The organism is Aquiluna borgnonia, assembly GCF_013283855.1.
In the GTDB taxonomy this organism is placed as follows: domain Bacteria; phylum Actinomycetota; class Actinomycetes; order Actinomycetales; family Microbacteriaceae; genus Aquiluna; species Aquiluna borgnonia.
Genome location: NZ_CP054056.1, coordinates 1222457 through 1243349, shown reverse-complemented (window position 1 = coordinate 1243349; position 20893 = coordinate 1222457). Strand labels below are relative to the sequence as shown.

Below are 20893 nucleotides of genomic sequence, written 5' to 3'. Positions count from 1 at the left end.
GACTTTTGGTATGCCTGCCTCTCGCCTTCATCTAGTGCGCCACGGCGAAGTTTTCAACCCAGATGGTGTGCTTTACGAGCGCATTGAGGGTTTCGGATTGAGCGAGCTGGGCCACCAGATGGCAAGCGCGGCAGCCAAAGAATTGAAGTCCCAGGGCAGAACAATCTCGAGGCTTTTAGCATCCCCGCTGCAGCGCACCCAAGAGTCTGCAAAGCCATGGGAGATTGAATTTGGGCTCAGCCTCGATGCAGAACCAAGGGTGATTGAACCTTGGAACAAATTCGCCGGTTTGAGGGTGGGTCCCAGAGCACTACTCAAGCGCCCAAGTCTTCTGCTAAACCTCTACAACCCAATGCAGCCAAGCTGGGGAGAGCCATACCGGGAGATTGCCAGCCGGATGAATGAGGCTGCATTAGAAGCATGGAACAGCGTTTCAGGAGGGGATGTGGTTATCGTCTCGCACCAACTTCCAATCTGGATGCTTTACCGCTCCACCCAGGGCTTGGCGCTACCTCACAACCCCAAAGATCGACGCTGTTCGCTCTCCTCCATCACCTCGTTTGAGCTGGTTGACGGGCGGCTTCAGGAAGTGGATTACCTCGAGCCGGGTTTGAAACTGGCAGAAAGTTTGCGCAAGTCAGCCATCGATGGGGGTGCGGTTTGAAGAAGGAAACTCAGCGCGCCTTGGCAATTGCCCTCGTCATCTTTATCGTCGGCTCAATGGCGCTTTCGCTTGCCGGCTGCACCTCGGATCCCCTTGCCGAGCAGTTTCGCAGCGGTGACAGCAAAAACTACATCGCGGGGGATGGAACCGTAACTGAATTTGCCGTTGCTGAGCGCCCTGGCTATCTGCCTTTCGCCGGGAGAACCGAGAGCGGTCTTGAGCTTGACTCCGCTAATTTTGCCGGCCAGGTTGTGGTTCTGAACTGGTGGTATTCGGCTTGTGCTCCTTGCCGCGCTGAGGCACCTGACCTGCAGGCACTCAATGAGGAATTTGCCGATCAGGGCGTTCAATTTGTCGGTGTGAATGTTCGAGACTCCGCCGAAACTGCGCTGGCCTTTGACCGAAAGTTTGGCATCACCTTTCCCTCGGTCATGGACGCCCAAACCGGCTCGGTCTCCCTGGCCTTCCAGGGAGTGGTGAGCCCGCAGGCTGTGCCGACCACCATCGTGCTGGACCGTGAGGGCAGGGTGGCATCTCGCATCCTTGGCCGCATCGATCAATCAATTCTTCGAACCCTGATCAAGACGGTGGTAGCAGAGTGAACCCAGGCGAGGTAATTCTCAACGGTTCTCTTTTGGCAGCTTTGCCAATCTCTTTGCTTGCGGGAATTCTGACATTTATCTCTCCCTGCGTTCTTCCGCTGGTGCCCGGCTACCTGGGCTATGTGTCCGGCACCGCCGGGTCACGCGGTCGAGTGGTCTTGGGGGCACTGCTGTTCGTGCTGGGGTTTACGGCGGTATTTGTCTCTCTCGGGGTCCTGGCTGGCACAGCAGGTCTAATTTTCCTGGTTAATAACCCTTGGATCCAGGTGGTCTTAGGACTGCTGGTTGTCGTATTTGGTCTGACCATGATTGGTCAGTTCGGCTTTTTGCAACAGACGCTAAAGCTGAACCTCAGCCCCAGGGTTGGACTTTTGGGAGCGCCGCTTCTGGGCGTTGTCTTTGCCGTTGGCTGGACCCCCTGCATTGGTCCTACACTCTCGGCAGTTTTGGTTCTGGCTTCGGACTCTTCGGATCCGTTGCGCGGTGGGATTCTCGCCACTGCCTACTCACTGGGTATCGGAATCCCGTTTCTGCTAATCGCCATGGGCGTTAGCTGGGCAACCGCGAGCGTCAGTTTTGTGAAGCGGCACATCAGAACCTTCAACCTCATCGGCGGTTGGCTGTTGATATTGATTGGCGTCTTGATTGCAACCGGTCTCTGGAACCGCTTTGTCACCTTCATCCAGGAGGTGACCGCTGGCTATGAGCTCATCCTCTAATTTGTGGTTCTGGCCACGCTGGTTCTGGAAGCAGTTGACCTCGATGCGAACCGCGCTGTTCCTGCTGCTTTTGCTGGCGGTCGCAGCGGTTCCGGGCAGCGTTTATCCGCAGCGCAGCGCTGACCCCAATGGCGTGAGAGTCTTTTTTGAAAACAACCCAGATCTGGCACCGATCATGGACTCGTTCCAGCTTTTTGATGTCTACACCTCAGTCTGGTTCTCCTCTATCTACCTGCTGCTTTTCATTTCGCTGGTGGGTTGCGTGCTGCCACGCACCAAGGTTCATTTTGAGGCCATGCGGGAAAAGCCGGTACAGACTCCAAAGAATCTCGAGCGCATGCCAGCACACCTAACCAAAGAGCTTGACGGCGATGTGATTACGGGTGCCTTGGCGGTGCTGCGCGCCTCCGGCTATAAGGCAGAAATCCAGGGCAACTCCGTGTCAGCGGAAAAGGGTTACCTGCGAGAAACCGGCAATCTGGTTTTTCACCTCTCTTTGATTGGCGTGCTGATTGCGGTGGGGGTTGGTGGTGCGCTGAGTTACAGCGGTCAGCGCGTTTTGGTCGAAGGAGAAACCTTCGTCAACAACCTCGCAAGCTACGACTCGTTCTCACCGGGGCCATTTTTCGATGAGACCACCCTTGAGCCGTTTAGCGTCACTCTCGAGAACTTTGATGTGGTTTACGACCTCAAGAACCCAGCCAACCTTGGGCAACCGATCGACTTCATTGCCGATGTGTCGACGAGTTTCGGAGATGCCCAAATCAAGGTCAACTACCCTCTTGAAGCTCCGGGCAGCAACCTGTATTTGACCGGCAACGGATTTGCACCGGTTATAACTGTCTTTGACGGCGAGGGCAACATTGCCTATTCCGGCCCCACGATTTACCTGGCTCAGGACGGCAACATGACATCGCTAGGTGTCATCAAGGTTCCAGATGCCCTGCCAAAGCAAATCGGAATGATCTCCTTTTTCTACCCGACAGCCCAGCAGTTGGACTCTGGGGCATACACCTCGATCTACCCGGATCCTATTGACCCGCTTCTCACCATGAACGTCTACACCGGAGATCTTGGTTTGGATGCCGGCATCCCGAGAAATGTATTTGCCCTGGATGTCGCATCCCTCGAGACAGTTGCCTCGAGGGATGGGCCAAACCCGACCTTGGAGCTTCGAGTTGGTGAGAGCGTGGCACTACCGGATGGGCTTGGCTCGGTTCGATTTGATGGTTTACTGCGCTACGCATCCCTGGATGTTGCCTATAACCCAGGCGGCATCTGGGTGCTGTTTTTCGCTTTGCTTTCGCTCTTCTCGCTCGGTCTTTCACTTTTGGTGCCAAGGCGCCGAGTTTGGGTGAGGGCACTGGATGGTGGGACAATAGAGTTCGCTGCTTTGGCTCGCGGCGATGACCCTCGACTCGATGAAGTGTTGCGGGAGCTGGTAAACAAAATCGAATCCAAGGTTGGAACTAAATGACGGTTGTCCTCAACGAGCCACTCTCTCAAATCTCGCTGCTGTTTGTCTCCGCGGCCATGGGTTTGATTGCGGTTGCGCTGGTGTTCTTCTCGCTGCAGCTTTCAAAGCTGCTGGGGATGAGTGCCGAGGAGAGAACCAGGGTTTCCACTCTGGAGAAGCTCGGGTTTGGCGCAACCATTATTGGAACTGCCGTGCTGGGCATCGGCGTTGTGCTGCGCGGGGTTGCTGCCGGCCGAGTGCCCTGGGCAAACATGTATGAGTTTTCAATCAGCGCTGCGTTTTTGATTCTCTTGGTCTACCTCAGCTCCCTCAAGATCAAGGACATTCGTTTCGTCGCGACCTTTGTCACCGGTTTTGTTCTGGTGACGCTGTTTGCTGCGGTGTCACTTTTCTACGTCGAGGTCAAAACTCTGATGCCGGCCCTGCAGAGCTACTGGCTGGTGATCCACGTGGTGGTGGCGATTCTGGCCACAGCATTCTTCTCAATCGCAGCCGGTTTACACATCGCATACCTGGTGAAATCCAGCAGGTTCGCCAAGAAGCTGATGGAGCTGTTTCCAACCCTTGAGGTTTTGGAGCGCCTGGCCTACCGATTCAACGTGGTGGGTTTTGTGCTCTGGAGCTTCACGCTGATTGCCGGTGCCATCTGGGCCGAGCGCGCATGGCACCGCTACTGGGGCTGGGACACCAAGGAGGTCTGGACCTTCATCATCTGGACCCTCTATGCCGGTTACCTGCACGCCATGGCAACCAGAGGCTGGAACGGAAAGCGAGCAGCTTGGCTGGGCCTAATCGCATTCCTTGCAATTATTTTCAACTTCACGATCGTGAACCAGTTCTTCAAGGGCCTGCACGTTTACTCAGGCCTCTAGGAGTCGATGGCAGCGCTCAAGGCGCTCCAGCCACCAACTGGTTCGTGCTGGATCAGCAGCAAACTCGGACAGCAGACGGGTGCTGGGTTCTACCTCCCGCACCTCAAGGAAGCCGTTCTCTGGAATCAGCGGTCTCTCGCAGACATCGCCTTCTAAAAGGTTCAGGGTTCCCAGTCCGCAGTCATAGTTGAGTTCCTCAAGGGACGCGGCCAGGTAGAGACCCTGAGAGATGCCAATGCTGGTCTCAAGCGCCGAGCTCACCACAGTCGGAAGACCAGCCTGCTCTGATATTCTCAGGGCGCTGGCAATGCCCCCCAGCGGCTGAACCTTTAGCATCACCACATCTGCCGCCTTTTGCTGGGAGACCAGCAGCGGATCCTCGGCTTTACGAATCAGTTCGTCGGCGGCGATCAGAATGTTCAGGTTCATTTCGGCAATGAACCGCCTGAGCTCCACCATCTCAGCGATTGAACTAACCGGTTGCTCGAGATAATCGATGTTGAATTCAGTCAGCTGCATAACAAGTTGCTTTGCCATGGCAACGCTCAATGCCCCATTCGCATCCAGTCTGAGTCTGACATTCGGGTAGTGCTCGGCAAGGTAGTGGATGCGCTCTAAATCAGCGGCCAAGGACTGGCCCGCTTCCGCAATCTTTAGCTTCAGGGTTTGAAACTCACCGAATCTTTCGAGCGTCTTTTTTAGCTCTGAAATTGGGAGGGCGGGAAGGGTGGCGTTTATGCCGATCTTGGTTCGGTTTAGTTTCGGCAGTGGCTCGTTGGCAAAACTGATAGCTGAGGCCAGCCACCTTGCGGCTTCCTCATCCCGGTATTCGATGAATGGGGAAAACTCAGCCCAACGCTCAGTACCTCTGAAAATTAGCGCTTCGCGGTGGCGCAGGCCGCGGAAAGCGACTCGCATTGGAATGCTCACAACGCTGATTTGGGTAATTTTGTCCCCGAACACCCGATTAGTCTAAATGCATGGCAAATTCGGTATCCGAGACCTTCGATCAGACTCAGTGGCAGCAAGTTCCAGGGTTTGAGAACCTAAGCGACATCAGCTATCACCGGCACGTTGAGCTCGGGGTGGTGCGCGTTGGCTTCTCAAGGCCCGAGGTTAGAAATGCTTTCCGCCCGCAAACGGTCGATGAGCTCTACCGATCCCTCGATCACGCGCGCTGCGACTCCAAGGTTGGTGTTGTGCTGATAACGGGCAACGGCCCCTCTGAAAAAGACGGCGGCTGGGCATTTTGCTCGGGTGGAGACCAGCGGGTTAGGGGCGCATCAGGTTATGAGTACGGCGAGGGTGGGGCGGGTCGCCTCCACATCCTCGAGGTTCAGCGCCTGATCAGGTTTATGCCAAAGGTGGTAATCGCTCTGGTTTCTGGCTGGGCCGCTGGCGGTGGCCACTCCCTGAATGTGGTTTGCGATCTGTCTTTGGCCTCTAAGGAGCACGCTAGGTTCAAGCAAACCGATGCCGATGTTGGATCTTTTGATGCGGGTTACGGATCGGCCTATTTGGCCCGGCAGACCGGTCAGAAATTTGCCAGAGAAATATTTTTCCTGGGCAGAGAGTATGACGCTCAGCGTGCCTATGAGATGGGGGTTGTCAACGCGGTAGTTCCGCACGCTCAGCTCGAGAGCACGGCTTTGGAGTGGGCAAAAGACATCTTGGCCAAGAGCCCAACCGCTATTCGCATGCTGAAGTATGCGTTCAACGCCCCGGATGATGGACTGGTTGGCCAGCAGCTATTTGCGGGTGAGGCAACCCGCCTTGCCTACGGAACCCAAGAAGCCCAAGAGGGCAAAAATGCCTTCCTGGAAAAGCGCAAACCAGACTGGTCCTCTTACCCCTGGCACTTCTAGATGAAACCGCTCAAACTCGTTGCAGCAAATGACACTTTCGGTGCGCTGAACAAAACCATTGAGTTACTTCAGGGCAACCTCGCACTGTTCATTACGCCTCCGGAAATCAACGGCCTAATGCCAGAGGTTCACGGTTTGCCCGATGAGGTGCACGATGATGTCGCGCTGATTGTTGAAAGCTCTGGATCGACTGGAAAGCCCAAGCGGATTGAACTTGGCTCTCAAGCGCTGATCTCATCCGCTGAGGCTTCCGCCAAACACCTTGGAGGTTCGGGCCAGTGGCTACTGGCGCTTCCCATCAACTTCATCGCCGGCATGAACGTGCTGGTGAGATCAGTGCTGGCAGAGACCCAGCCGGTGATGATGAATACTCAACTGCCCTTCACCGCGGAAGCGTTTGCGCGATCAGCTTTGCTCATGACCGGGGAAAAGCGATTCACCTCGCTCGTCCCCGCCCAATTGAAAAAGCTGGCGCAGCTAGCGGAGGTCGACAGCGATCTCCACAGGGTGCTGCGCAGCTTTGATGCAATCTTGATCGGGGGTCAAGCCCCGGATTGGGACTTGGTGTCACGCCTTCGCTCCGAGGGCATCAAGATCGTTGTCAGCTACGGCATGACGGAGACCTGCGGGGGGTGCGTCTATGACGGCACGCCGCTGGAAGGTGTTGGAATTCGGGTTAGCTCGGGAGTGATTTCTATCTCGGGTCCGATGCTTGCAAATGGTTACAGCCCCTGGTTTGAGACCAGCGATCTTGGGGAGTTTGAATACGGAAACCTCAAAGTCCTCGGCCGAGCGGACCGCGTCATTATCTCGGGGGGTCTAAAGGTTTCTCTCGAGAGCATTGAGGCTGAGGCCCTAAAGATCCCCGGGGTCGAAGCGGTCGCGGCAGCTGGGGTGAGTTCTGAGTGGGGACAATCCGTTGGCCTGGTTTACGTCGGCTCACCCGAGGTGTCTTTTGAGTCACTCGGAGATCTTTCCAGAGCAGCCAAGGTTGCAAAGGTTGTGAGGGTTGCGAATCTCCCTGCCTTGCCCTCGGGAAAGCCCGACCTGCAGGCAATCAAAAAACTGCTTGATGAGTAACATTCAACGGTGAGCATCAAACACTGGATCACCGGCGCCCGAGTCCGAACCCTTCCGCTGGCGGTCGCGCCGATTATTTTGGGCTCTGCCGCCGCAGATCTGCTCGATAGTTTCAACCCTGCACTGGCGCTGCTGGCTCTACTAGTCGCACTGGCGCTGCAGGTTGGCGTCAACTACGCCAACGACTATTCGGATGGCATCCGTGGAACAGACAAGGACCGGGTTGGACCGCAGCGTCTTACGGGCTCCGGTCTGGTTAGGCCTAACATCGTTAGGCGTGCGGCTTTCATGAGCTTCGGTGTGGCGGCGCTCGCCGGCCTAGCAATCGTGATCATCACGGCTGCTTGGTGGTTGGTCCTGGTGGGTGTGGTTTGCATTCTGGCGGCCTGGTACTACACCGGCGGCAAGCACCCTTACGGCTATGCCGGCTTGGGCGAGGTTGTGGTCTTTTTGTTCTTCGGGGTGATTGCAACCCTGGGAACCACCTACATCCAGACCCTGCAGTTTGATGCGCTCAGCCTGATTCTCGGGAGCGTGTTTGGACTCTATCCGGCGGCGGTACTGATGGTGAACAACATCCGTGACATCGAAACTGACACGGTTGCCGGCAAGCGAACACTGGCTGTGAAGCTGGGGGCTCCCGCCGCCAAGCTACTTTTCAGCCTCATGATTTGGATCCCAGTGGTCTTCAACTTGCTACTGATGTTGATTTACCCGGCCACCATTTTTGGCCTGTTGAACCTGCTGGTGCTGATCCCGGGTTGGATGGCCGGTGTCAAGGGAAAGAGCCCTGCGGAGCTAATCACCTCACTGAAGCTGATAAGCCTCGCGGGTTTGGGTTACGGATTACTTGTCGGACTCGGGCTTTTTCTCGTCAACTTCAACATCTAGCAGGTTGTTCTCCAGGTCGCTTTCTGGGTCTGCATAATTACCGGCGTTATCCCTGGAGAGTTTCTTGGTCACCGACTCGCTAAGCGCATTTCGCTGCTTGTCTAAAAACAGCAGAGAGAGTGAAAAAGAAATCACTGCGGCAATAATTGCCGCGAAGTAGGGGTTGAACTGAAGCAGTAGGAAGAGCCCGAAGATGCCAAAAAACATTCCGAGTCGAATAAGGGTGTAGCTAAGCCAAGGGTTCTTCACGCGTTAAGTCTAGGCGAGTCTGAAATAGGGTATAAACATGACGAGATTGGCAGTTGCCACCATCGCCTTCCTGGTGATCTTTACGGTGTTTACGGCGGTGTTTGCGGCAGCCGCGGACAAGAACGAGGTCAGGCTGCTACCCAAGTGGGTCTGGGTGCTGATTTGCTTCATTCCGTTCTTCGGTGGCCTGCTCTACCTGATGGCGGGTAGGCCGCTCGGTAAGGGCAAACCTCGCGCTGGCAAAACCAAAACCGTGGCGCCAGATGACGACCCTAACTTCCTCTACGACCTTGATAAGAAACTCAAAAAGGACGAAGAGAAGAAAAAGGACGAAGACAAAGACGAAGACCTCAAGTGAGCTCATCGCAAGAATTCGCCGCACGTCTAATCGCTCAGTTGGCTGGCGCAGGCGCTACAAACTTCTATCTTGCCCCGGGCGCTAGGTCCCAGTCCCTCGCCATTGCAGCCGGCCAGCTTGCCCAGGCGGGCAAAATCCAGCTGAGCGTTCGGCTAGATGAGCGGTCAATGGGATTTGTGGCACTGGGCAGGGCGATGTCCTCCGGATCCCCATCGGTTTTGATTACCACCAGCGGAACCGCGGTTGCCAATCTTCATCCGGCAGTCCTTGAGGCTCATCACTCGGGCGTGCCTTTGATTGTGTTGAGCGCCGATCGCCCAGCAAGGCTCCGCGGAAAGGGCGCCAATCAAACCACCAACCAGGTGGGCATATTTGCTGACGCTCTGAGGCAAATGGTGGATGTCAGCGTTCCGGAAATGGGTGAGTTTGATCCGGCATCACTTGCCCTCGATGCGGTTGCCAGTGCCATTGGTACGGCAACCAACAGCCCTGGTCCAGTGCAGCTGAACCTGCAATTTCAAGAACCGCTCAGTGCCAACGAACCAAGCGCCCTCGAGTTCTTCAAACCTGTTGAGGTATCACCCTCTCAACCCCAGTCACCTTCTGAGTTGAGTGTTGAGGTTCATCAGGGCGCCGTGGTGGTAGCCGGTTCGCTGGCTGGACCACAGGCTGTGGAATTTGCCAAACTGGCCAATCTCCCCCTACTGGCTGAACCACCCTCCGGAGCCCGGTATTCAGAGCAGGCAGTGGTGAACTATGCGGCCGCGTTGAAAACCGAGCTTGCTGAGCAGGTAACTCAGGTTTTTGTTTATGGAAAGCCAACCCTTTCCAGGGCAATCATGAGGTTGATTTCAAAGGCTGAGGTATGGGTTTGCAACAGCCCCCAGCACGGCGTTTTTGACCCCTTTGGAAACGCTATGGGTTTCGCCGACCAGCTTGTCCCGCGGGGGCAAAGCAGCAGCGACTGGCTTGAGAGCTGGAAGAGTTTTCCAGCCTCCTCGACTGGCAGGGCCGAGCTCGCGAACCTGATTTGGGAGAGCACTAAGCCGGATGAGAATCTGCTGTTTGGAGCATCGCAGATAATTCGCGAGGCCGAAGCTGGGCTTAGCCCAAGGCAGGTAAACGCCTATGCCAACCGAGGTCTGGCCGGAATTGACGGAACTGTTTCGACTGCAATCGGTTTGGCTCAGGGGGGCAGCAGGACCAGAGCGCTCATTGGTGACCTAACCCTGCTTCACGACGCCTCTGCTCTAAATGTTTCAACGCTCGGTGCTCTAGACCTGCAGTTGATTGTCGGAAATGACGGCGGTGGGGAAATCTTTCGACACCTCGAGGTCGCTCAGAGTTTGAGTCCGGAGGTTTTGGAGAAGCTGTTTCTGACTCCGCAGCAGGTAAATCTCGAGCAGCTCGCCGCTGCCTACGGCTGGAATTATCGAATGGTTACAAACTTGGGGGAGTTGCAATCCTTGCTTAGTGAGCAAGGGCTGTGGCTGATTGACTACTTGCTTTCGCCCTCAAAGGCGTAGCGAACCGCGCGGAATTTCAACTCGGTCTCTGCAAGCTCGGCCTCTGGTTCGGACTCCGCAACAATCCCGCAGCCGGCTAGTGCCCGAACTCGGTACTCATCCCCAGAACCTTCGACAACCCCGCCCCGAAGTGCAATAGCCAACTCCCCAGAACCATCCTGGGCCAACCAACCAACCGGGCCGGCATAGCCACCACGGTCGTGCTGTTCGATCTCAGAAATCAGCGCCATGGCCTTGTCTCTCGGTGTGCCGGCAACGGCTGCAGTTGGGTGGAGTTTGGCAACCACATCTAGCAGGGTCACCCCTGGCTTGAGCTTCCCGCGGACATCAGTGGCAAGGTGCCAAAGGTCTGGCAGCGCCAGCGAGAATGGCTCGCTGTCAGCCTCGACCCAGTCGCAAAATGGAGAGAGTTCTTCAAGCATTGAGGAAACCGCAAACTGGTGCTCGTGAATGTTTTTGTGCGAGTGGGTCAGGCTTGACGAGATTGCTCTATCGACATCCGGGTCAGTTCCCCTGCCGGCTGTCCCAGCCAGCACCCGAGCGGAAACCTCTCCCCGATCAGCACGCAGCAAAAGTTCTGGGGAGGCCCCAAACACGGAATCAACCTGGTAGGTCCAGCAGTCCGGGTAGCGAGAGCGAAGCCTTGAAAGCGCTGGCCGCAAGTCTGGTTTTCCTGGAACCAGCATTACGAGTTCACGCGATAGCACTACCTTTTCGAGCTCATGCTCTGAGATTTTTGCAACAGCCTGCTCTACTCCCAGCTTGAAGCGTTCGGCCGAACGGCTGCCACTTCCAAATTCTCCTGGGAGCACGGTGGTTTCCTCGGATTCAGAGCCCTCTGCCGCCACCAAAACCTCGAAGCCCTGATCCTCAGAAATAATCACCAGGCGTCGAGGGACAATCAAAACACTCTCGAAACTCGATGCTTCGGAGAAGGTAATCGTGGCAAAAGCAGTTAGCCCAACGCCAGCAAGAAGCACCTGGTCGTCAATTTGGGCTGTCTCGCAGACTTCCCGCCACGCATTGTTGAGTTCAAGAATTCGGTTTTCGCCCCTGGCGCTCAGCCTTAGAGCTTCTCCCTGACCAAAGAGCGCTTTGGATTTCCTGGCAAATAATTGATCAAAGTTTTCGGGAGCCTGAGGTGATGTTCGCCTGATGGTTACCTTCAGCGACATCGGGTTCCTTAGCTACTAGTTGCCTGAAAAAAGTCTTGAATTGATGACAACCAGAAAGTTCTCAATTTATTCTTGAGGCAAGTCTAGGTGAGGAGAATCTTGCGGAAGTTTGTTGCTCTGCTAATGATTGCTCCTGCACTCATGACTCCCGTCGCAGCACTGGCATATGACACGGGGCCTGATGAAAGTCAGGAGAGCGAGCACATCATTGGGCCCTCCAATGTTGAAGAGATGAACGTGCCTCAGATGTCGGAACCCATAAGTGTGGAAAACATTCGAATCTCAAATCTCACTCCGGCAGACCACTTCGTGAATGCCACGACACCTTTGGTGCTCGCTCTTGGCCTTGGTTCCCTGGGCTTAGTCATCTACACCTTGATTCGCAGTTCGGAGAACGCGGATAAAGATTAGACTTGTCTGGTGAGTAAGGCCGACCTGTCAAAGAAACCCGAAGCTGTTTCGGCCATGTTCGATTCGGTTGCTCACTCCTACGACAAAACAAATGACCTACTGTCCTTTGGGCAGTCCCGCTTTTGGCGCGGCAAAGTGGCGAAGGCTGTGGCGGCAAAATCTGGAGAGCGAATTCTAGATATTGCGGCCGGAACCGGAACCAGTTCAATGGCTTTTGTGGGGCCGGGCATATCGGTTGTGGCAGCAGATTTCTCTAACGGAATGCTCAATGAAGGCCGTAAGCGTTACCCTCAGCTCGAGTTTGTATTCGCTGACGCCATGAGGCTTCCTTTCAAGGATCAGGAATTTGACGTCGTCACGATGAGTTTTGGATTGCGGAACGTAAGCGATCACCGGGTTGCGCTCGGAGAGTTTCTTCGGGTTTTGAAGCCAGGCGGGCGTCTGGTTATTTGTGAGTTTTCGCATGTGCCAGGTCTCTTAGGCGTTCTATACCGTTTCTACCTGAGGAATTTTTTGCCTAAATTTTCAGCCCTGTTCTCAAAGAGTCCAGAGGCCTATGACTACCTTGCCGAGTCCATAGCGGCCTGGCCAAACCAAAAGCAACTGGCGCAAGACATCGCTAACGCGGGCTTTTCAGGGGTGGGTTTCAAGAACCTAACGCTGGGCGTTGTTGCCCTGCACACGGCGGTTAAGCAGTGAAAGTCTCACTCCCCAGCCAGCTAAGGCTCGTCACAGATCGCAAACTAATCTCGGCTCTCGAGTCCAGCATGACCGAGGTCGAACGACGCATTCAAGATGCCACTCGGCACGCCGAGTCGGTCGTTGATGCCATGTCATCCCACCTTGCCAAGGCTGGCGGCAAGCGAATGCGCCCCGTGCTGACCCTGCTAACTGCTCACCTGGGTGACTCAGAGAATCAGCAGGTTTTGGATGCAGCCGTTGTGATGGAGATCACTCACCTCGCAACCCTGTATCACGATGATGTTATGGACCAGGCCGCCAAGCGTCGCGGCGTGGACACCGCCCACATGGTTTGGGGCAACAACATTGCGATTCTGACTGGAGATCTGCTGTTCGCCAGAGCCTCCAACATCGTTTCCACTCTTGGCCAGGAAGCTCTTCAGCTTCAGGCCAAGGTTTTTGAGCAGCTGGTGTTGGGGCAGCTGCACGAAACTATTGGGCCGCTCGAGGACCAGGATCCGATTGATCACTACATTGAAGTTTTGAAGGATAAGACCGGATCGCTGATTGCGCTCTCGGCTCAGATTGGCGCTTTGGTCTCGGGAGCCGACGCCAGTTTCCAAGAGCCTTTGAAACAGTTTGGGGAGCGCATCGGAATCGCCTTCCAGTTAATTGACGACATCATCGACATCCAAAGCACCAAGGAGCAGTCCGGCAAAGTTGCCGGCACAGATTTGCTAGCGGGTGTTCCAACCCTGCCGGTGCTGCTGTTGAAAAACCACAGTGATGCTGACTCTGTAGCCCTGGCCGCACAGATCGCCAACGGACTGGATGAAGAGAGTTTGCCCTCTGTGCTCGCAAGTTTGCGCGTTCACCCGGTAATGGACGAGGCACTGGAGATAACTAACGGCTGGGCCCAGAGTGCGATTGTGGCCATAGAAGTCTTGCCGCAGTCAAGTGTGAAGTCGGCCCTGATTGCCTTTGCGCAGGCAGTTGTGGACCGCAAGGGATAGAAAAGGTAACAGTGTCAAAACTCAGACTCGCGGTGATTGGTGCCGGCCCTGCTGGAATCTACGCATCCGATCTAATTCTCAAAGCCGAGCGAGACTTTGAGGTCTCTATTGACCTCTTTGATCTTTTGCCAGCACCCTACGGCCTAGTTCGCTACGGTGTTGCGCCTGACCATCCGCGAATCAAGGGAATCATCCGAGCCCTCTACGAGGTCTTGGATCGCGGCGATATTCGCTTTTTTGGAAACGTGAAATACGGGACCGACATAACTCTGGATGAACTAAAGCAGCACTACAACGCGGTGATCTTTGCCACCGGCGCGATCGCGGATGCCGACCTGAGGATTCCAGGGATTGACCTAGATGGCTCATACGGTGCCGCGGATTTTGTGAACTGGTATGACGCTCACCCGGATTTCCCAAGGACCTGGCCACTGAACGCCAGGGAGATAGCGGTTATCGGAAATGGAAACGTGGCACTGGATGTTGCTCGCATGCTCATCAAGCGCCCTGATGATTTACTCTCCACCGACATCCCCGACCACGTCTACCAGGGGCTAAAAGATTCCCCGGTGACTGATGTTCACGTCTTTGGACGCCGGGGTCCCGCCCAGGTTAAGTTCAGCCCGCTGGAGCTTCGCGAAGCACTGCACATAGAGGGCGTCCAGGCAATCGTCTATGACGAAGACTTTCAATACGACGAGGGTTCGCAGGCTGCGATCGACTCAAACAATCAGGTGAGGGTGATGGTCAAAACCCTCGAGGATCTCAGGGAGAACCCTCAAGAGCACCAGGAGCGCAGGCTGCACCTGCACTTCTTTGCCTCACCGGTGGAGGTGCTGGGGGAAGACGGCAAAGTTTCGGGGCTGCGGGTCCAGAAGACAAAGCTTGATGGCACCGGCAACGTGACGCTGGTAGATGAGTTTGAAACCTATCCGGTCCAGGCCCTCTATCGCGCAGTTGGGTACTTCGGTTCGGCGCTGGATGAAATTCCCTTTGACTCCCGCTTCGGAGTGATCTCAAACGCTGAGGGTCGAGTGCTGGGCGAGGACGGTCATCATATCCCGGGCCTTTACTGCACCGGTTGGATTAAGCGCGGGCCAGTTGGCCTGATCGGCCACACCAAGGCGGATGCGATTGAGACCATCTCCCACGTAATTGCTGACCGCGAGAGCTGGTGGCAACCGGAGCGTTCAGGCGAGGGTGAAATCATTCAAACCCTTGAGTCAAAGGGGGTTCAGTTTGTTGACTGGGCTGCCTGGCTCAAGCTTGATGCCACCGAGCGAGCACTTGGTGAAACCGAGGGTCGCGAGCGCAAGAAGCTTTTTGATCGCGACCAGATGATGGAAATCGCTGGCGGTCAGTAGTGGAGAAATTGCCGGCTTCCAGACTGCGCAGTGCGCAGATTGGAATGCTGCTCACTTTTGCCTTCATAGGCCACATGGCGCTGGCTTCGGTGGCATGGGTGCCAGAGTTCATTGATCGGCTAGATGTCAGCTTCGCCCAGTGGGGAACCATAATCGGTTTTGGGGTGGTCGGTTCGCTGGCGCCACTATTTTTTGTCTCGCGGTTGATGATGCGTTTTGGCCCGAGAACAATAATTCGATTCGGTAACTACTTTGCCGCTGCATTTTTGATCTCTTTGGGTCTTACTAACGTTGCCGGCGTCTGGTTCTTTCTGAACATGGGCTTCAACTTCTTCCTTTCGCTAACCGGAGTTGCAATCAACTCGCACGCGGTTTTGCTGCAGAAACAGATTTCAAAAAACGTGATGGGCCGCTTCCACGCGGGCTGGTCCATCGGCGCAGTCGGAGCCGCAATCACGGGTGGAATTTCTACCGTTTACTTTCAGCTGGAGCACTTTCTAATCGCCGTTGCAATCTTGAATATCTTGGTTTACGAGTTCTCACTGCCCAGGCTGCTCTCGGCCACCGAAGACGGACATCTTGAGGAAAAAGCCCAGACCGTAAAGCGCAAGTTCTACCAGGTTCCCGCTCAGCTGATTCTGCTGACCCTGGGATCTTTCGGCGCTGTCTACCCAGAGGTCTCCGTTATTGACTGGGCAGCGGTGTTCGCGAGGGACATCCTTAACGTTGAGGTCGCGCTGAGGTCCTTGCCTTTTGCGGCATTTATGACAGGGATGATTGCGGGACGGCTCTCTCTTTCAAAACTCGCCGAGCGTTACCATCCGCACCTAATTGCCTCCCGAGGGGCTGCCATGGCAGCGATTGTTCTGGCTCTGGCAGCGATTTTGGCCCCTGTTTTAGCGGACCTAAATCCAATACTTGGCCTTATCGTCACGATGGTTCTCTGGGCCGTTGCCGGTCTTGGGCTGTCGGCGGGATCACCCATTTTCACCGCAGCCGCCGGCCATGTCCCAGGGGTCTCAACCGCCTGGGCGGTAAGCCGACTTTCGCTCATGAGCTCGATCATGTCCATAATGGCCAAGACCCTCATGGGCGCTTTGGTTGAGGGAGTTGGCGTTAGCTACGCAATGTTCTTCCCAATTGCACTTGCCATCGGCTCCTCATTCATCGCCTACGGTTTTGCCCAGCGGGCTAAGCAGGCTGAGCTGGACGCTGTTGCACCCAACACTGCCCCGATTTCCATCATTGTCTTGGACGAGGATCGAGACCGATGACCCTGCTGAGAATCGGCAATCAGCCCATGCGCTACGCATGGGGAAACTCGGAACTACTGGCTGATCTGCTGGGGGTCCCAACCCCCGAGTATCCAATTGCCGAGCAGTGGTTTGGAACCCACCCAACTGCCCCCTCCGAGGTCTTGGACCCTTCAGCCGGAACCCTGCTGGAGCGCAGGGGAGAGCTCGGTTACCTCGTGAAGTTTCTCTCGAGTGCAATGCCACTTTCGATTCAAGCTCACCCAAACCGGGAGCAGGCGCAGCGGCAATTTGCAGCAGGACACAAGTCTTATTCGGATGCCAATCACAAACCCGAGATGATCATCGCCATCACCGAGTTTCGTGCCCTCTGCGGCTTTCGACCAAAGTCGGAATTGGCTCAGGAGCTAAAGATGCTGGCTGAAGCCAGCCCACAATTCACTGAGCTTTCAGAAAGCTTTGATGCAGCCGGTTACGAGGCGGCAATTCGCTGGATCTACGAGGCGGATGAGCCGCCAATTCTCGCCCTGGTAGCGAACGCTAACGTGCTCGGTCGAAAGCGAGCCAGATTGGTGGAGCAGCTCTTCCAGCAGTTTGGTGAGGACCGTGGCATTTTGGTTTCGGTGCTGATGAACTTAGTTTCGTTGGAGCCAAACGAGGCGATGTATCTTCCGGCCGGCAACATTCACGCCTACCTGTCCGGTCTCGGGGTAGAGGTCATGGCAGCCAGCGACAATGTGCTGCGCGGGGGACTGACTCAAAAGCCAATTGATGTCAGGGAGCTAACCAAGATCTTGGACTACCGAGAGCTTGCCGAACCAAAGATTCTTGCTCGCCAAATGGCTCAGGGGCTCTGGCACTATCCCTCCCCGGCCGAGGATTTCCAGGTCTATCGAGTCGAGCCGAGCGTGAACCACCTGCTGGTTGACCTCGAGCTGAACGGGTCTGCAATTGCGGTCTGCACTCAAGGGGAAATTATTCTTTCTACTTCCCAGGAGGAAGCGCTGACACTCAAGCGGGGTCAGGCGGCGTTCATGGCAGACAGCAACTACTTCTCAGTTTCGGGAAGCGGAACTGGCTTCCTAGCTCTTGGCTAGCGGAAGTTGGTGAACTGCAGATCGACATCCAGGTCGGCACCCTTCAGGAGGGCGATGGTGTCCTGCAGGTCGTCTCTTGACTTGGAGCTGACGCGCAGCTCGTCACCTTGTATTTGTGCCTTGACGCTCTTTGGCCCCTCGTCGCGAATCAGCTTAGAAATCTTCTTGGCGTGCTCCTGATCAATGCCGTTTTTCAAGTTGCACTCAATCCGGTATTCCTTGCCAGAAGGGTAGGGGTCACCGCTCTCAAGGCTCTTCAGAGAGATGCCTCTTTTGATCAGTTTGGTCTCAAATACATCGAGCACGGCCTTGGCCCGGTCCTCACTGTTGGCCTTGATCATGACCTTGTCACCGCTCCACGCGATGGAGGCATCGGTTCCCTTGAAGTCGTAGCGCTGCTCAACTTCCTTAACCGCTTGGTTTAGGGCGTTGTCCGCCTCTTGGTGGTCTACCTTGGAAACTACGTCAAATGATGAATCAGCCATGTGCCAAATTCTAGCTAGTAGCCTGGCGAGCGGTGGAAGAGCGAACCACCAGTTCAATTTCCCAGTTGGTTAGCTGCTCGCGATTTTCCAAGAGTCTCTCATCCCCGGCCTCCAAAATGTCAACCAGCATGTCAGCTCCCTTGGCACCCTGGTCGTGAGGGTTTTGGTCGATAGTGGACAGCCCGTAGAACTCGCCCATCGGGTGCCCATCCATTGCGATCACACTTATGTCTTGCGGCACCCGAAGGCCCAGGTCACGAGCAGCCTGAATGGCACCAAAACCCATCTCATCGGAGGCGCAGTAGATGGCCGTTGGCGCACTTCTCGGGTCTCCGAGCATTTGCTTGGCTGCAAAGTAGCCGCCACCGGTGGTGAAGTCGGCCTCGGCTACCCAGGCCGGGTGAAAGTCTAGGTTGGCATCCAGCAGTGCTTCCTGATAACCGGTGCGGCGCAGGTAGGGCTGGTGAAAGTCCATTTCCATAGCCGGAGTTCCAGAGATCAGACCAATCTTGGTGTGGCCCAGTGAAATCAAGTGCTGGGTGGCCAAGCGCCCTGCGCCCTCATCGTCTATAGAGATTGATCGAGCCCCAGGAATGGGTCCGCCAATTCCAACAATCGGCTTCTTCAGTTCGCTCAGGCGAGATAGCTCCGAGTCGGAAAGCTTCACCGCAACCGTCAGCACACCATCTACGCGCTTGCGCAAAACTAAGTCTTCAAAGACTCGCTTTCTGGCGGCCTGGCCACCAGAAAGACTGTAAAGCGTTACATCGTAACCGCGGTTTACAAGTGCGTTTACAGCCCCGTCCAGTACCGCGGAGAAAAACCAGCGGTCAATGTAGGGCATCACGACACCAATGTTTTTAGAGCGGCCAGTTGCCAGGGTGTATGCCGAGGACGAAGCAACGTAGCCCAGTTCCTGTGCGGCCTTCAGCACCTTTTCCCGAGCTCGCGCAGAGACGTGGCTCTTGCCATTCAGCGCCCTAGAGACGGTTGCCGTGGAGACTCCAGCTCGCTCCGCAACCTCGATAATTCCGACCATAAAGAAAAACTGTAAAGCTTTACATTCCTCGCCGCTAGTTTGCGCCAGGAAAATCGGCTATTCTTTTCACTCGCGTCCAAAACGCACCCGGCTAGTTACCCAAGCGGCCAAAGGGATCTGACTGTAAATCAGCCGGCTCAGCCTTCGGGGGTTCGAATCCCTCACTAGCCACGAAAACCCACCCCTCCACGGGTGGGTTTTTGCTTTGGACCCTAGTTCAAGTTATGAATTCGGTTTTAGGTTTACCCGTGGTCTTTGCTTGAGCCAAACTCGACGGTCAGCCGGTATCCGTGGTCTGGCATAGTGTCGATGGTTTTGGTGCCGTTTAAGATGCCAACCCACGAATCAATCACGGCGGTACCCACTCCAGACTCAATTTCCTCAACCGAACAGCCGGGTCCGTCATCAGAGATTTCAAGACGCGAATCTCCTTCTTTGTCGGTTTCGAAAGAGACGTTTACATTCTTGGCCGGGCCATGAATCAAAGCGTTTAGCAAAGCTTGTTCGATAATGCGAAAGACCCCAAGCAGCTTCGCTTTATTCAGATTCTCTGAAGTCTCATCGACCCAGATGCCTATATTCATGCTGGTTCGATAAGTCTGCGCAAGAACTTGGACCGATTGCTCGAAACCGGCTACTTCAAAGTTCGGGGCTAACACTTGTACGAGGTCTTTGATGTCTATGGTGCGCGTTTGCTCTAGCCTTGCAATAACTCGGTCAATAACCTCGTTTACCTCTGCAGAAGCACTTCCAGCAATGCTTTTAAGTTTCAGGCTGGCAATCATCAGATCAGACTGCACGCGGTCGTGTAGAAAGCTAGAGGTTTGTTGGCGAAGTTCCTCATCGGCTCGAATCAGCCCTTCGCGTTCGAGCTCCAGCTTGGCCACTAGTTTTGCGGCTGATTTAAGTCGATCAAGAATTGTCCGTTCAGCGTGATGCATGATCGCAAGCATCCCTAATACCAACCCGAGCGAGGCTATAAAAAGCGAAAAGTTAAGGGCAACGGGTGCGTCGAATTCTAAGTTCAGTTGATTTTTTAGCACTAGAGCAATGATCGGGGAAACTGGAAGCAACAATGCCTGACCAATCGCAACCTCTAGCACATAAGTAAATAGGTTGAATGGCCAGATCCGATACCGCTGAACAAAGTAGGCGAGGAGAGCGAATATTCCACTGGGAAAGGCCGCCAGAAGCAAGATGACAAGTCCGCCAATCCAACGAGCGCCGCCTTCTGGTTGCTGATTGATGCCCGGTAGAAATCTTGAGAAATAAATTGACGCAAAGAAAATGAAAATCAACCACGGGTTGTATGGATATGGGCCTAGCCAAGACCAATACTTTTTGAAGGCACTAAGCATCAGTTCTGTCTCGTCAGTTCAATGTATTTGAGCACGGCAGCCGTTTTGAGATCATCTCTTGGCGAGGCGCCGGGAAGTAATACGGAGTAAGAGCGCGATAGCTGTTTGCGCACGTATGAGTAGCTAAGGCCTAGCTGCGCGGCAATTTCCTTTGCTCCTTTGCCCTGTGCACTAAGAGACATAATCGCTCGCTGTTGAGGGGACAGTTGAAAAAAGATTGAAGTTCGAGCCTCAACTCCCTGCACGTCGCGCTCCGAAACTGCCTCCCAGTTGCCATTGCCTGCTGCAGTTGAGTGGATGATCCTCACATAGTCAGAAAGCGACATTTCGGCCGACTTGTCAAAGAAAGACCAACCGTGACGCATTGCCTTGGGAACACGATTCACCATCTTTGAAACCGAATGTTGCGAATAAACCACTATGCCGATGTATTCGTTGATGTTTCTCAGAGCGATGCCGAGCTCAATACCGTTGAGACCATTCTGGTCGAGAGAAAAGTCGACTAAGGCTACATCGGCGCCCCTTACAGTGGCGCGGTCAAGCACTTCGTTTGCATTCGCATATGAGCCGACAAGTTGCAATTTGTCGGACTTCGCAAGCATTTCGCCAAGGATGCGCCTTAGTGCAGAGTCATTTTCTACATAGAGAACACGAATAGGTCGCATAACTAATGTTCTCACGCGAGCAAAAAACCTCGCCAGATAGTTGTCACAG

The 20893-nt window shown here is 54.9% G+C and carries 23 protein-coding genes and 1 tRNA gene; 17 read left to right on the top strand and 7 right to left on the bottom strand.

Features of this window, described 5'->3' with window-relative positions:
• Nucleotides 1–10 precede the first annotated feature (10 nt).
• From HRU87_RS06365 to ccsB, 5 genes are read left to right on the top strand one after another with little or no spacing between them, the layout of a single operon-like run.
• A complete protein-coding gene (locus HRU87_RS06365; protein WP_173494074.1) occupies nucleotides 11–664 on the top strand; it encodes a histidine phosphatase family protein in 654 nt (217 codons plus the stop codon).
• Nucleotides 661–1266, top strand: a complete 606-nt coding sequence (locus HRU87_RS06360; protein ID WP_246247238.1) for a TlpA family protein disulfide reductase — start codon at nucleotides 661–663, stop codon at nucleotides 1264–1266. Before HRU87_RS06365 ends, HRU87_RS06360 begins: the two co-directional genes overlap by 4 nt.
• The gene (locus HRU87_RS06355; protein ID WP_173494073.1) at nucleotides 1263–1985 is read left to right on the top strand and encodes a cytochrome c biogenesis CcdA family protein; all 723 of its coding nucleotides are present in this window, start codon (nucleotides 1263–1265) and stop codon (nucleotides 1983–1985) included. Before HRU87_RS06360 ends, HRU87_RS06355 begins: the two co-directional genes overlap by 4 nt.
• Nucleotides 1969–3462, top strand: coding sequence for a cytochrome c biogenesis protein ResB (resB, locus tag HRU87_RS06350; RefSeq protein WP_246247235.1), 1494 nt, complete (start codon nucleotides 1969–1971; stop codon nucleotides 3460–3462). The genes HRU87_RS06355 and resB overlap by 17 nt, the downstream gene beginning before the upstream one ends.
• The gene (gene ccsB, locus HRU87_RS06345) at nucleotides 3459–4334 is read left to right on the top strand and encodes a c-type cytochrome biogenesis protein CcsB (RefSeq protein ID WP_173494072.1); all 876 of its coding nucleotides are present in this window, start codon (nucleotides 3459–3461) and stop codon (nucleotides 4332–4334) included. The genes resB and ccsB overlap by 4 nt, the downstream gene beginning before the upstream one ends.
• Here ccsB and HRU87_RS06340 read toward each other — a convergent pair.
• Nucleotides 4323–5297, bottom strand: a complete 975-nt coding sequence (locus tag HRU87_RS06340) for an o-succinylbenzoate synthase (protein WP_246247233.1) — start codon at nucleotides 5295–5297, stop codon at nucleotides 4323–4325. The genes ccsB and HRU87_RS06340 overlap by 12 nt on opposite strands.
• A 17-nt stretch (nucleotides 5298–5314) precedes the next feature.
• On the opposite strand from HRU87_RS06340, the gene HRU87_RS06335 reads away from it, so the two are divergent.
• From HRU87_RS06335 to HRU87_RS06325, 3 genes are read left to right on the top strand one after another with little or no spacing between them, the layout of a single operon-like run.
• Nucleotides 5315–6199, top strand: coding sequence for a 1,4-dihydroxy-2-naphthoyl-CoA synthase (locus HRU87_RS06335; RefSeq protein WP_173494071.1), 885 nt, complete (start codon nucleotides 5315–5317; stop codon nucleotides 6197–6199).
• A complete protein-coding gene (locus HRU87_RS06330) occupies nucleotides 6200–7279 on the top strand; it encodes an AMP-binding protein (RefSeq protein WP_173494070.1) in 1080 nt (359 codons plus the stop codon).
• A 9-nt stretch (nucleotides 7280–7288) separates the two neighbouring features.
• Entirely contained in the window at nucleotides 7289–8170 is an 882-nt protein-coding gene (locus HRU87_RS06325) for a 1,4-dihydroxy-2-naphthoate polyprenyltransferase (RefSeq protein WP_173494069.1), read from the top strand.
• Here HRU87_RS06325 and HRU87_RS06320 read toward each other — a convergent pair.
• A complete protein-coding gene (locus HRU87_RS06320; protein WP_173494068.1) occupies nucleotides 8126–8419 on the bottom strand; it encodes a DUF4229 domain-containing protein in 294 nt (97 codons plus the stop codon). The two genes, HRU87_RS06325 and HRU87_RS06320, sit on opposite strands and share 45 nt — an antisense overlap.
• 37 nt (nucleotides 8420–8456) lie before the next feature.
• Between HRU87_RS06320 and HRU87_RS06315 the strand changes: the two genes are divergently transcribed.
• Both HRU87_RS06315 and menD read left to right on the top strand, forming a co-directional pair.
• A complete protein-coding gene (locus tag HRU87_RS06315) occupies nucleotides 8457–8777 on the top strand; it encodes a PLD nuclease N-terminal domain-containing protein (RefSeq protein ID WP_173494067.1) in 321 nt (106 codons plus the stop codon).
• Nucleotides 8774–10303 carry a 2-succinyl-5-enolpyruvyl-6-hydroxy-3-cyclohexene-1-carboxylic-acid synthase gene (gene menD, locus HRU87_RS06310; RefSeq protein WP_173494066.1) on the top strand — a complete coding sequence of 510 codons (1530 nt, stop codon included), beginning with the start codon at nucleotides 8774–8776 and terminating at the stop codon, nucleotides 10301–10303. The genes HRU87_RS06315 and menD overlap by 4 nt, the downstream gene beginning before the upstream one ends.
• Here the strand turns inward: menD and HRU87_RS06305 are convergent.
• The gene (locus HRU87_RS06305; protein ID WP_173494065.1) at nucleotides 10276–11478 is read right to left on the bottom strand and encodes an isochorismate synthase; all 1203 of its coding nucleotides are present in this window, start codon (nucleotides 11476–11478) and stop codon (nucleotides 10276–10278) included. The two genes, menD and HRU87_RS06305, sit on opposite strands and share 28 nt — an antisense overlap.
• 99 nt (nucleotides 11479–11577) lie before the next feature.
• Here HRU87_RS06305 and HRU87_RS06300 point away from each other — a divergent pair, with 99 nt between their 5' ends.
• The 6 genes from HRU87_RS06300 to manA are packed head-to-tail and all read left to right on the top strand — an operon-like array spanning nucleotide 11578 to nucleotide 17297.
• Nucleotides 11578–11889: a hypothetical protein gene (locus HRU87_RS06300; RefSeq protein ID WP_173494064.1), complete on the top strand. Its 312-nt coding sequence runs from the start codon at nucleotides 11578–11580 to the stop codon at nucleotides 11887–11889.
• Nucleotides 11890–11898: 9 nt separating this feature from the next.
• Nucleotides 11899–12588, top strand: coding sequence for a class I SAM-dependent methyltransferase (locus HRU87_RS06295; protein ID WP_173494063.1), 690 nt, complete (start codon nucleotides 11899–11901; stop codon nucleotides 12586–12588).
• The gene (locus tag HRU87_RS06290) at nucleotides 12585–13583 is read left to right on the top strand and encodes a polyprenyl synthetase family protein (RefSeq protein ID WP_173494062.1); all 999 of its coding nucleotides are present in this window, start codon (nucleotides 12585–12587) and stop codon (nucleotides 13581–13583) included. Before HRU87_RS06295 ends, HRU87_RS06290 begins: the two co-directional genes overlap by 4 nt.
• An 11-nt stretch (nucleotides 13584–13594) precedes the next feature.
• On the top strand, nucleotides 13595–14947 hold the full coding sequence (locus HRU87_RS06285) for an FAD-dependent oxidoreductase (protein ID WP_173494061.1): 1353 nt from the start codon (nucleotides 13595–13597) through the stop codon (nucleotides 14945–14947).
• The gene (locus HRU87_RS06280) at nucleotides 14947–16221 is read left to right on the top strand and encodes an MFS transporter (RefSeq protein ID WP_173494060.1); all 1275 of its coding nucleotides are present in this window, start codon (nucleotides 14947–14949) and stop codon (nucleotides 16219–16221) included. Before HRU87_RS06285 ends, HRU87_RS06280 begins: the two co-directional genes overlap by 1 nt.
• Nucleotides 16218–17297, top strand: a complete 1080-nt coding sequence (gene manA, locus HRU87_RS06275) for a mannose-6-phosphate isomerase, class I (RefSeq protein ID WP_173494059.1) — start codon at nucleotides 16218–16220, stop codon at nucleotides 17295–17297. Before HRU87_RS06280 ends, manA begins: the two co-directional genes overlap by 4 nt.
• On the opposite strand, the gene HRU87_RS06270 is transcribed toward manA, so the two are convergent.
• Both HRU87_RS06270 and HRU87_RS06265 read right to left on the bottom strand, forming a co-directional pair.
• Nucleotides 17294–17782, bottom strand: a complete 489-nt coding sequence (locus tag HRU87_RS06270) for a YajQ family cyclic di-GMP-binding protein (RefSeq protein WP_173494058.1) — start codon at nucleotides 17780–17782, stop codon at nucleotides 17294–17296. The genes manA and HRU87_RS06270 overlap by 4 nt on opposite strands.
• 10 nt (nucleotides 17783–17792) lie before the next feature.
• Nucleotides 17793–18821 (bottom strand): LacI family DNA-binding transcriptional regulator, encoded by a 1029-nt coding sequence (locus tag HRU87_RS06265; protein WP_173494057.1) that lies wholly within the window; start codon nucleotides 18819–18821, stop codon nucleotides 17793–17795.
• An 89-nt stretch (nucleotides 18822–18910) separates the two neighbouring features.
• Between HRU87_RS06265 and HRU87_RS06260 the strand changes: the two genes are divergently transcribed.
• Nucleotides 18911–18992, top strand: a tRNA-Tyr gene (locus tag HRU87_RS06260).
• 71 nt (nucleotides 18993–19063) lie between these two features.
• Here HRU87_RS06260 and HRU87_RS06255 read toward each other — a convergent pair.
• Complete coding sequence (locus tag HRU87_RS06255) at nucleotides 19064–20119, bottom strand: sensor histidine kinase (RefSeq protein ID WP_213086389.1); 1056 nt, start codon at nucleotides 20117–20119, stop codon at nucleotides 19064–19066.
• Between the two features lie 59 nt (nucleotides 20120–20178).
• Nucleotides 20179–20859: a response regulator transcription factor gene (locus tag HRU87_RS06250; protein WP_173494055.1), complete on the bottom strand. Its 681-nt coding sequence runs from the start codon at nucleotides 20857–20859 to the stop codon at nucleotides 20179–20181.
• Between the last annotated feature and the right edge of the window lie 34 nt (nucleotides 20860–20893).

Excerpts from the sequence above, each read along its gene's own strand:
- HRU87_RS06315 (WP_173494067.1), top strand. The coding sequence starts at position 8,457 with ATGACGAGATTGGCAGTTGCCACCATCGCCTTCCTGGTGATCTTTACG.
- HRU87_RS06270 (WP_173494058.1), bottom strand. The coding sequence starts at position 17,782 with ATGGCTGATTCATCATTTGACGTAGTTTCCAAGGTAGACCACCAAGAG.
- HRU87_RS06335 (WP_173494071.1), top strand. The coding sequence starts at position 5,315 with ATGGCAAATTCGGTATCCGAGACCTTCGATCAGACTCAGTGGCAGCAA.
- ccsB (WP_173494072.1), top strand. The coding sequence starts at position 3,459 with ATGACGGTTGTCCTCAACGAGCCACTCTCTCAAATCTCGCTGCTGTTT.
- resB (WP_246247235.1), top strand. The coding sequence starts at position 1,969 with ATGAGCTCATCCTCTAATTTGTGGTTCTGGCCACGCTGGTTCTGGAAG.
- HRU87_RS06330 (WP_173494070.1), top strand. The coding sequence starts at position 6,200 with ATGAAACCGCTCAAACTCGTTGCAGCAAATGACACTTTCGGTGCGCTG.
- HRU87_RS06365 (WP_173494074.1), top strand. The coding sequence starts at position 11 with ATGCCTGCCTCTCGCCTTCATCTAGTGCGCCACGGCGAAGTTTTCAAC.
- HRU87_RS06265 (WP_173494057.1), bottom strand. The coding sequence starts at position 18,821 with ATGGTCGGAATTATCGAGGTTGCGGAGCGAGCTGGAGTCTCCACGGCA.
- HRU87_RS06305 (WP_173494065.1), bottom strand. The coding sequence starts at position 11,478 with ATGTCGCTGAAGGTAACCATCAGGCGAACATCACCTCAGGCTCCCGAA.
- manA (WP_173494059.1), top strand. The coding sequence starts at position 16,218 with ATGACCCTGCTGAGAATCGGCAATCAGCCCATGCGCTACGCATGGGGA.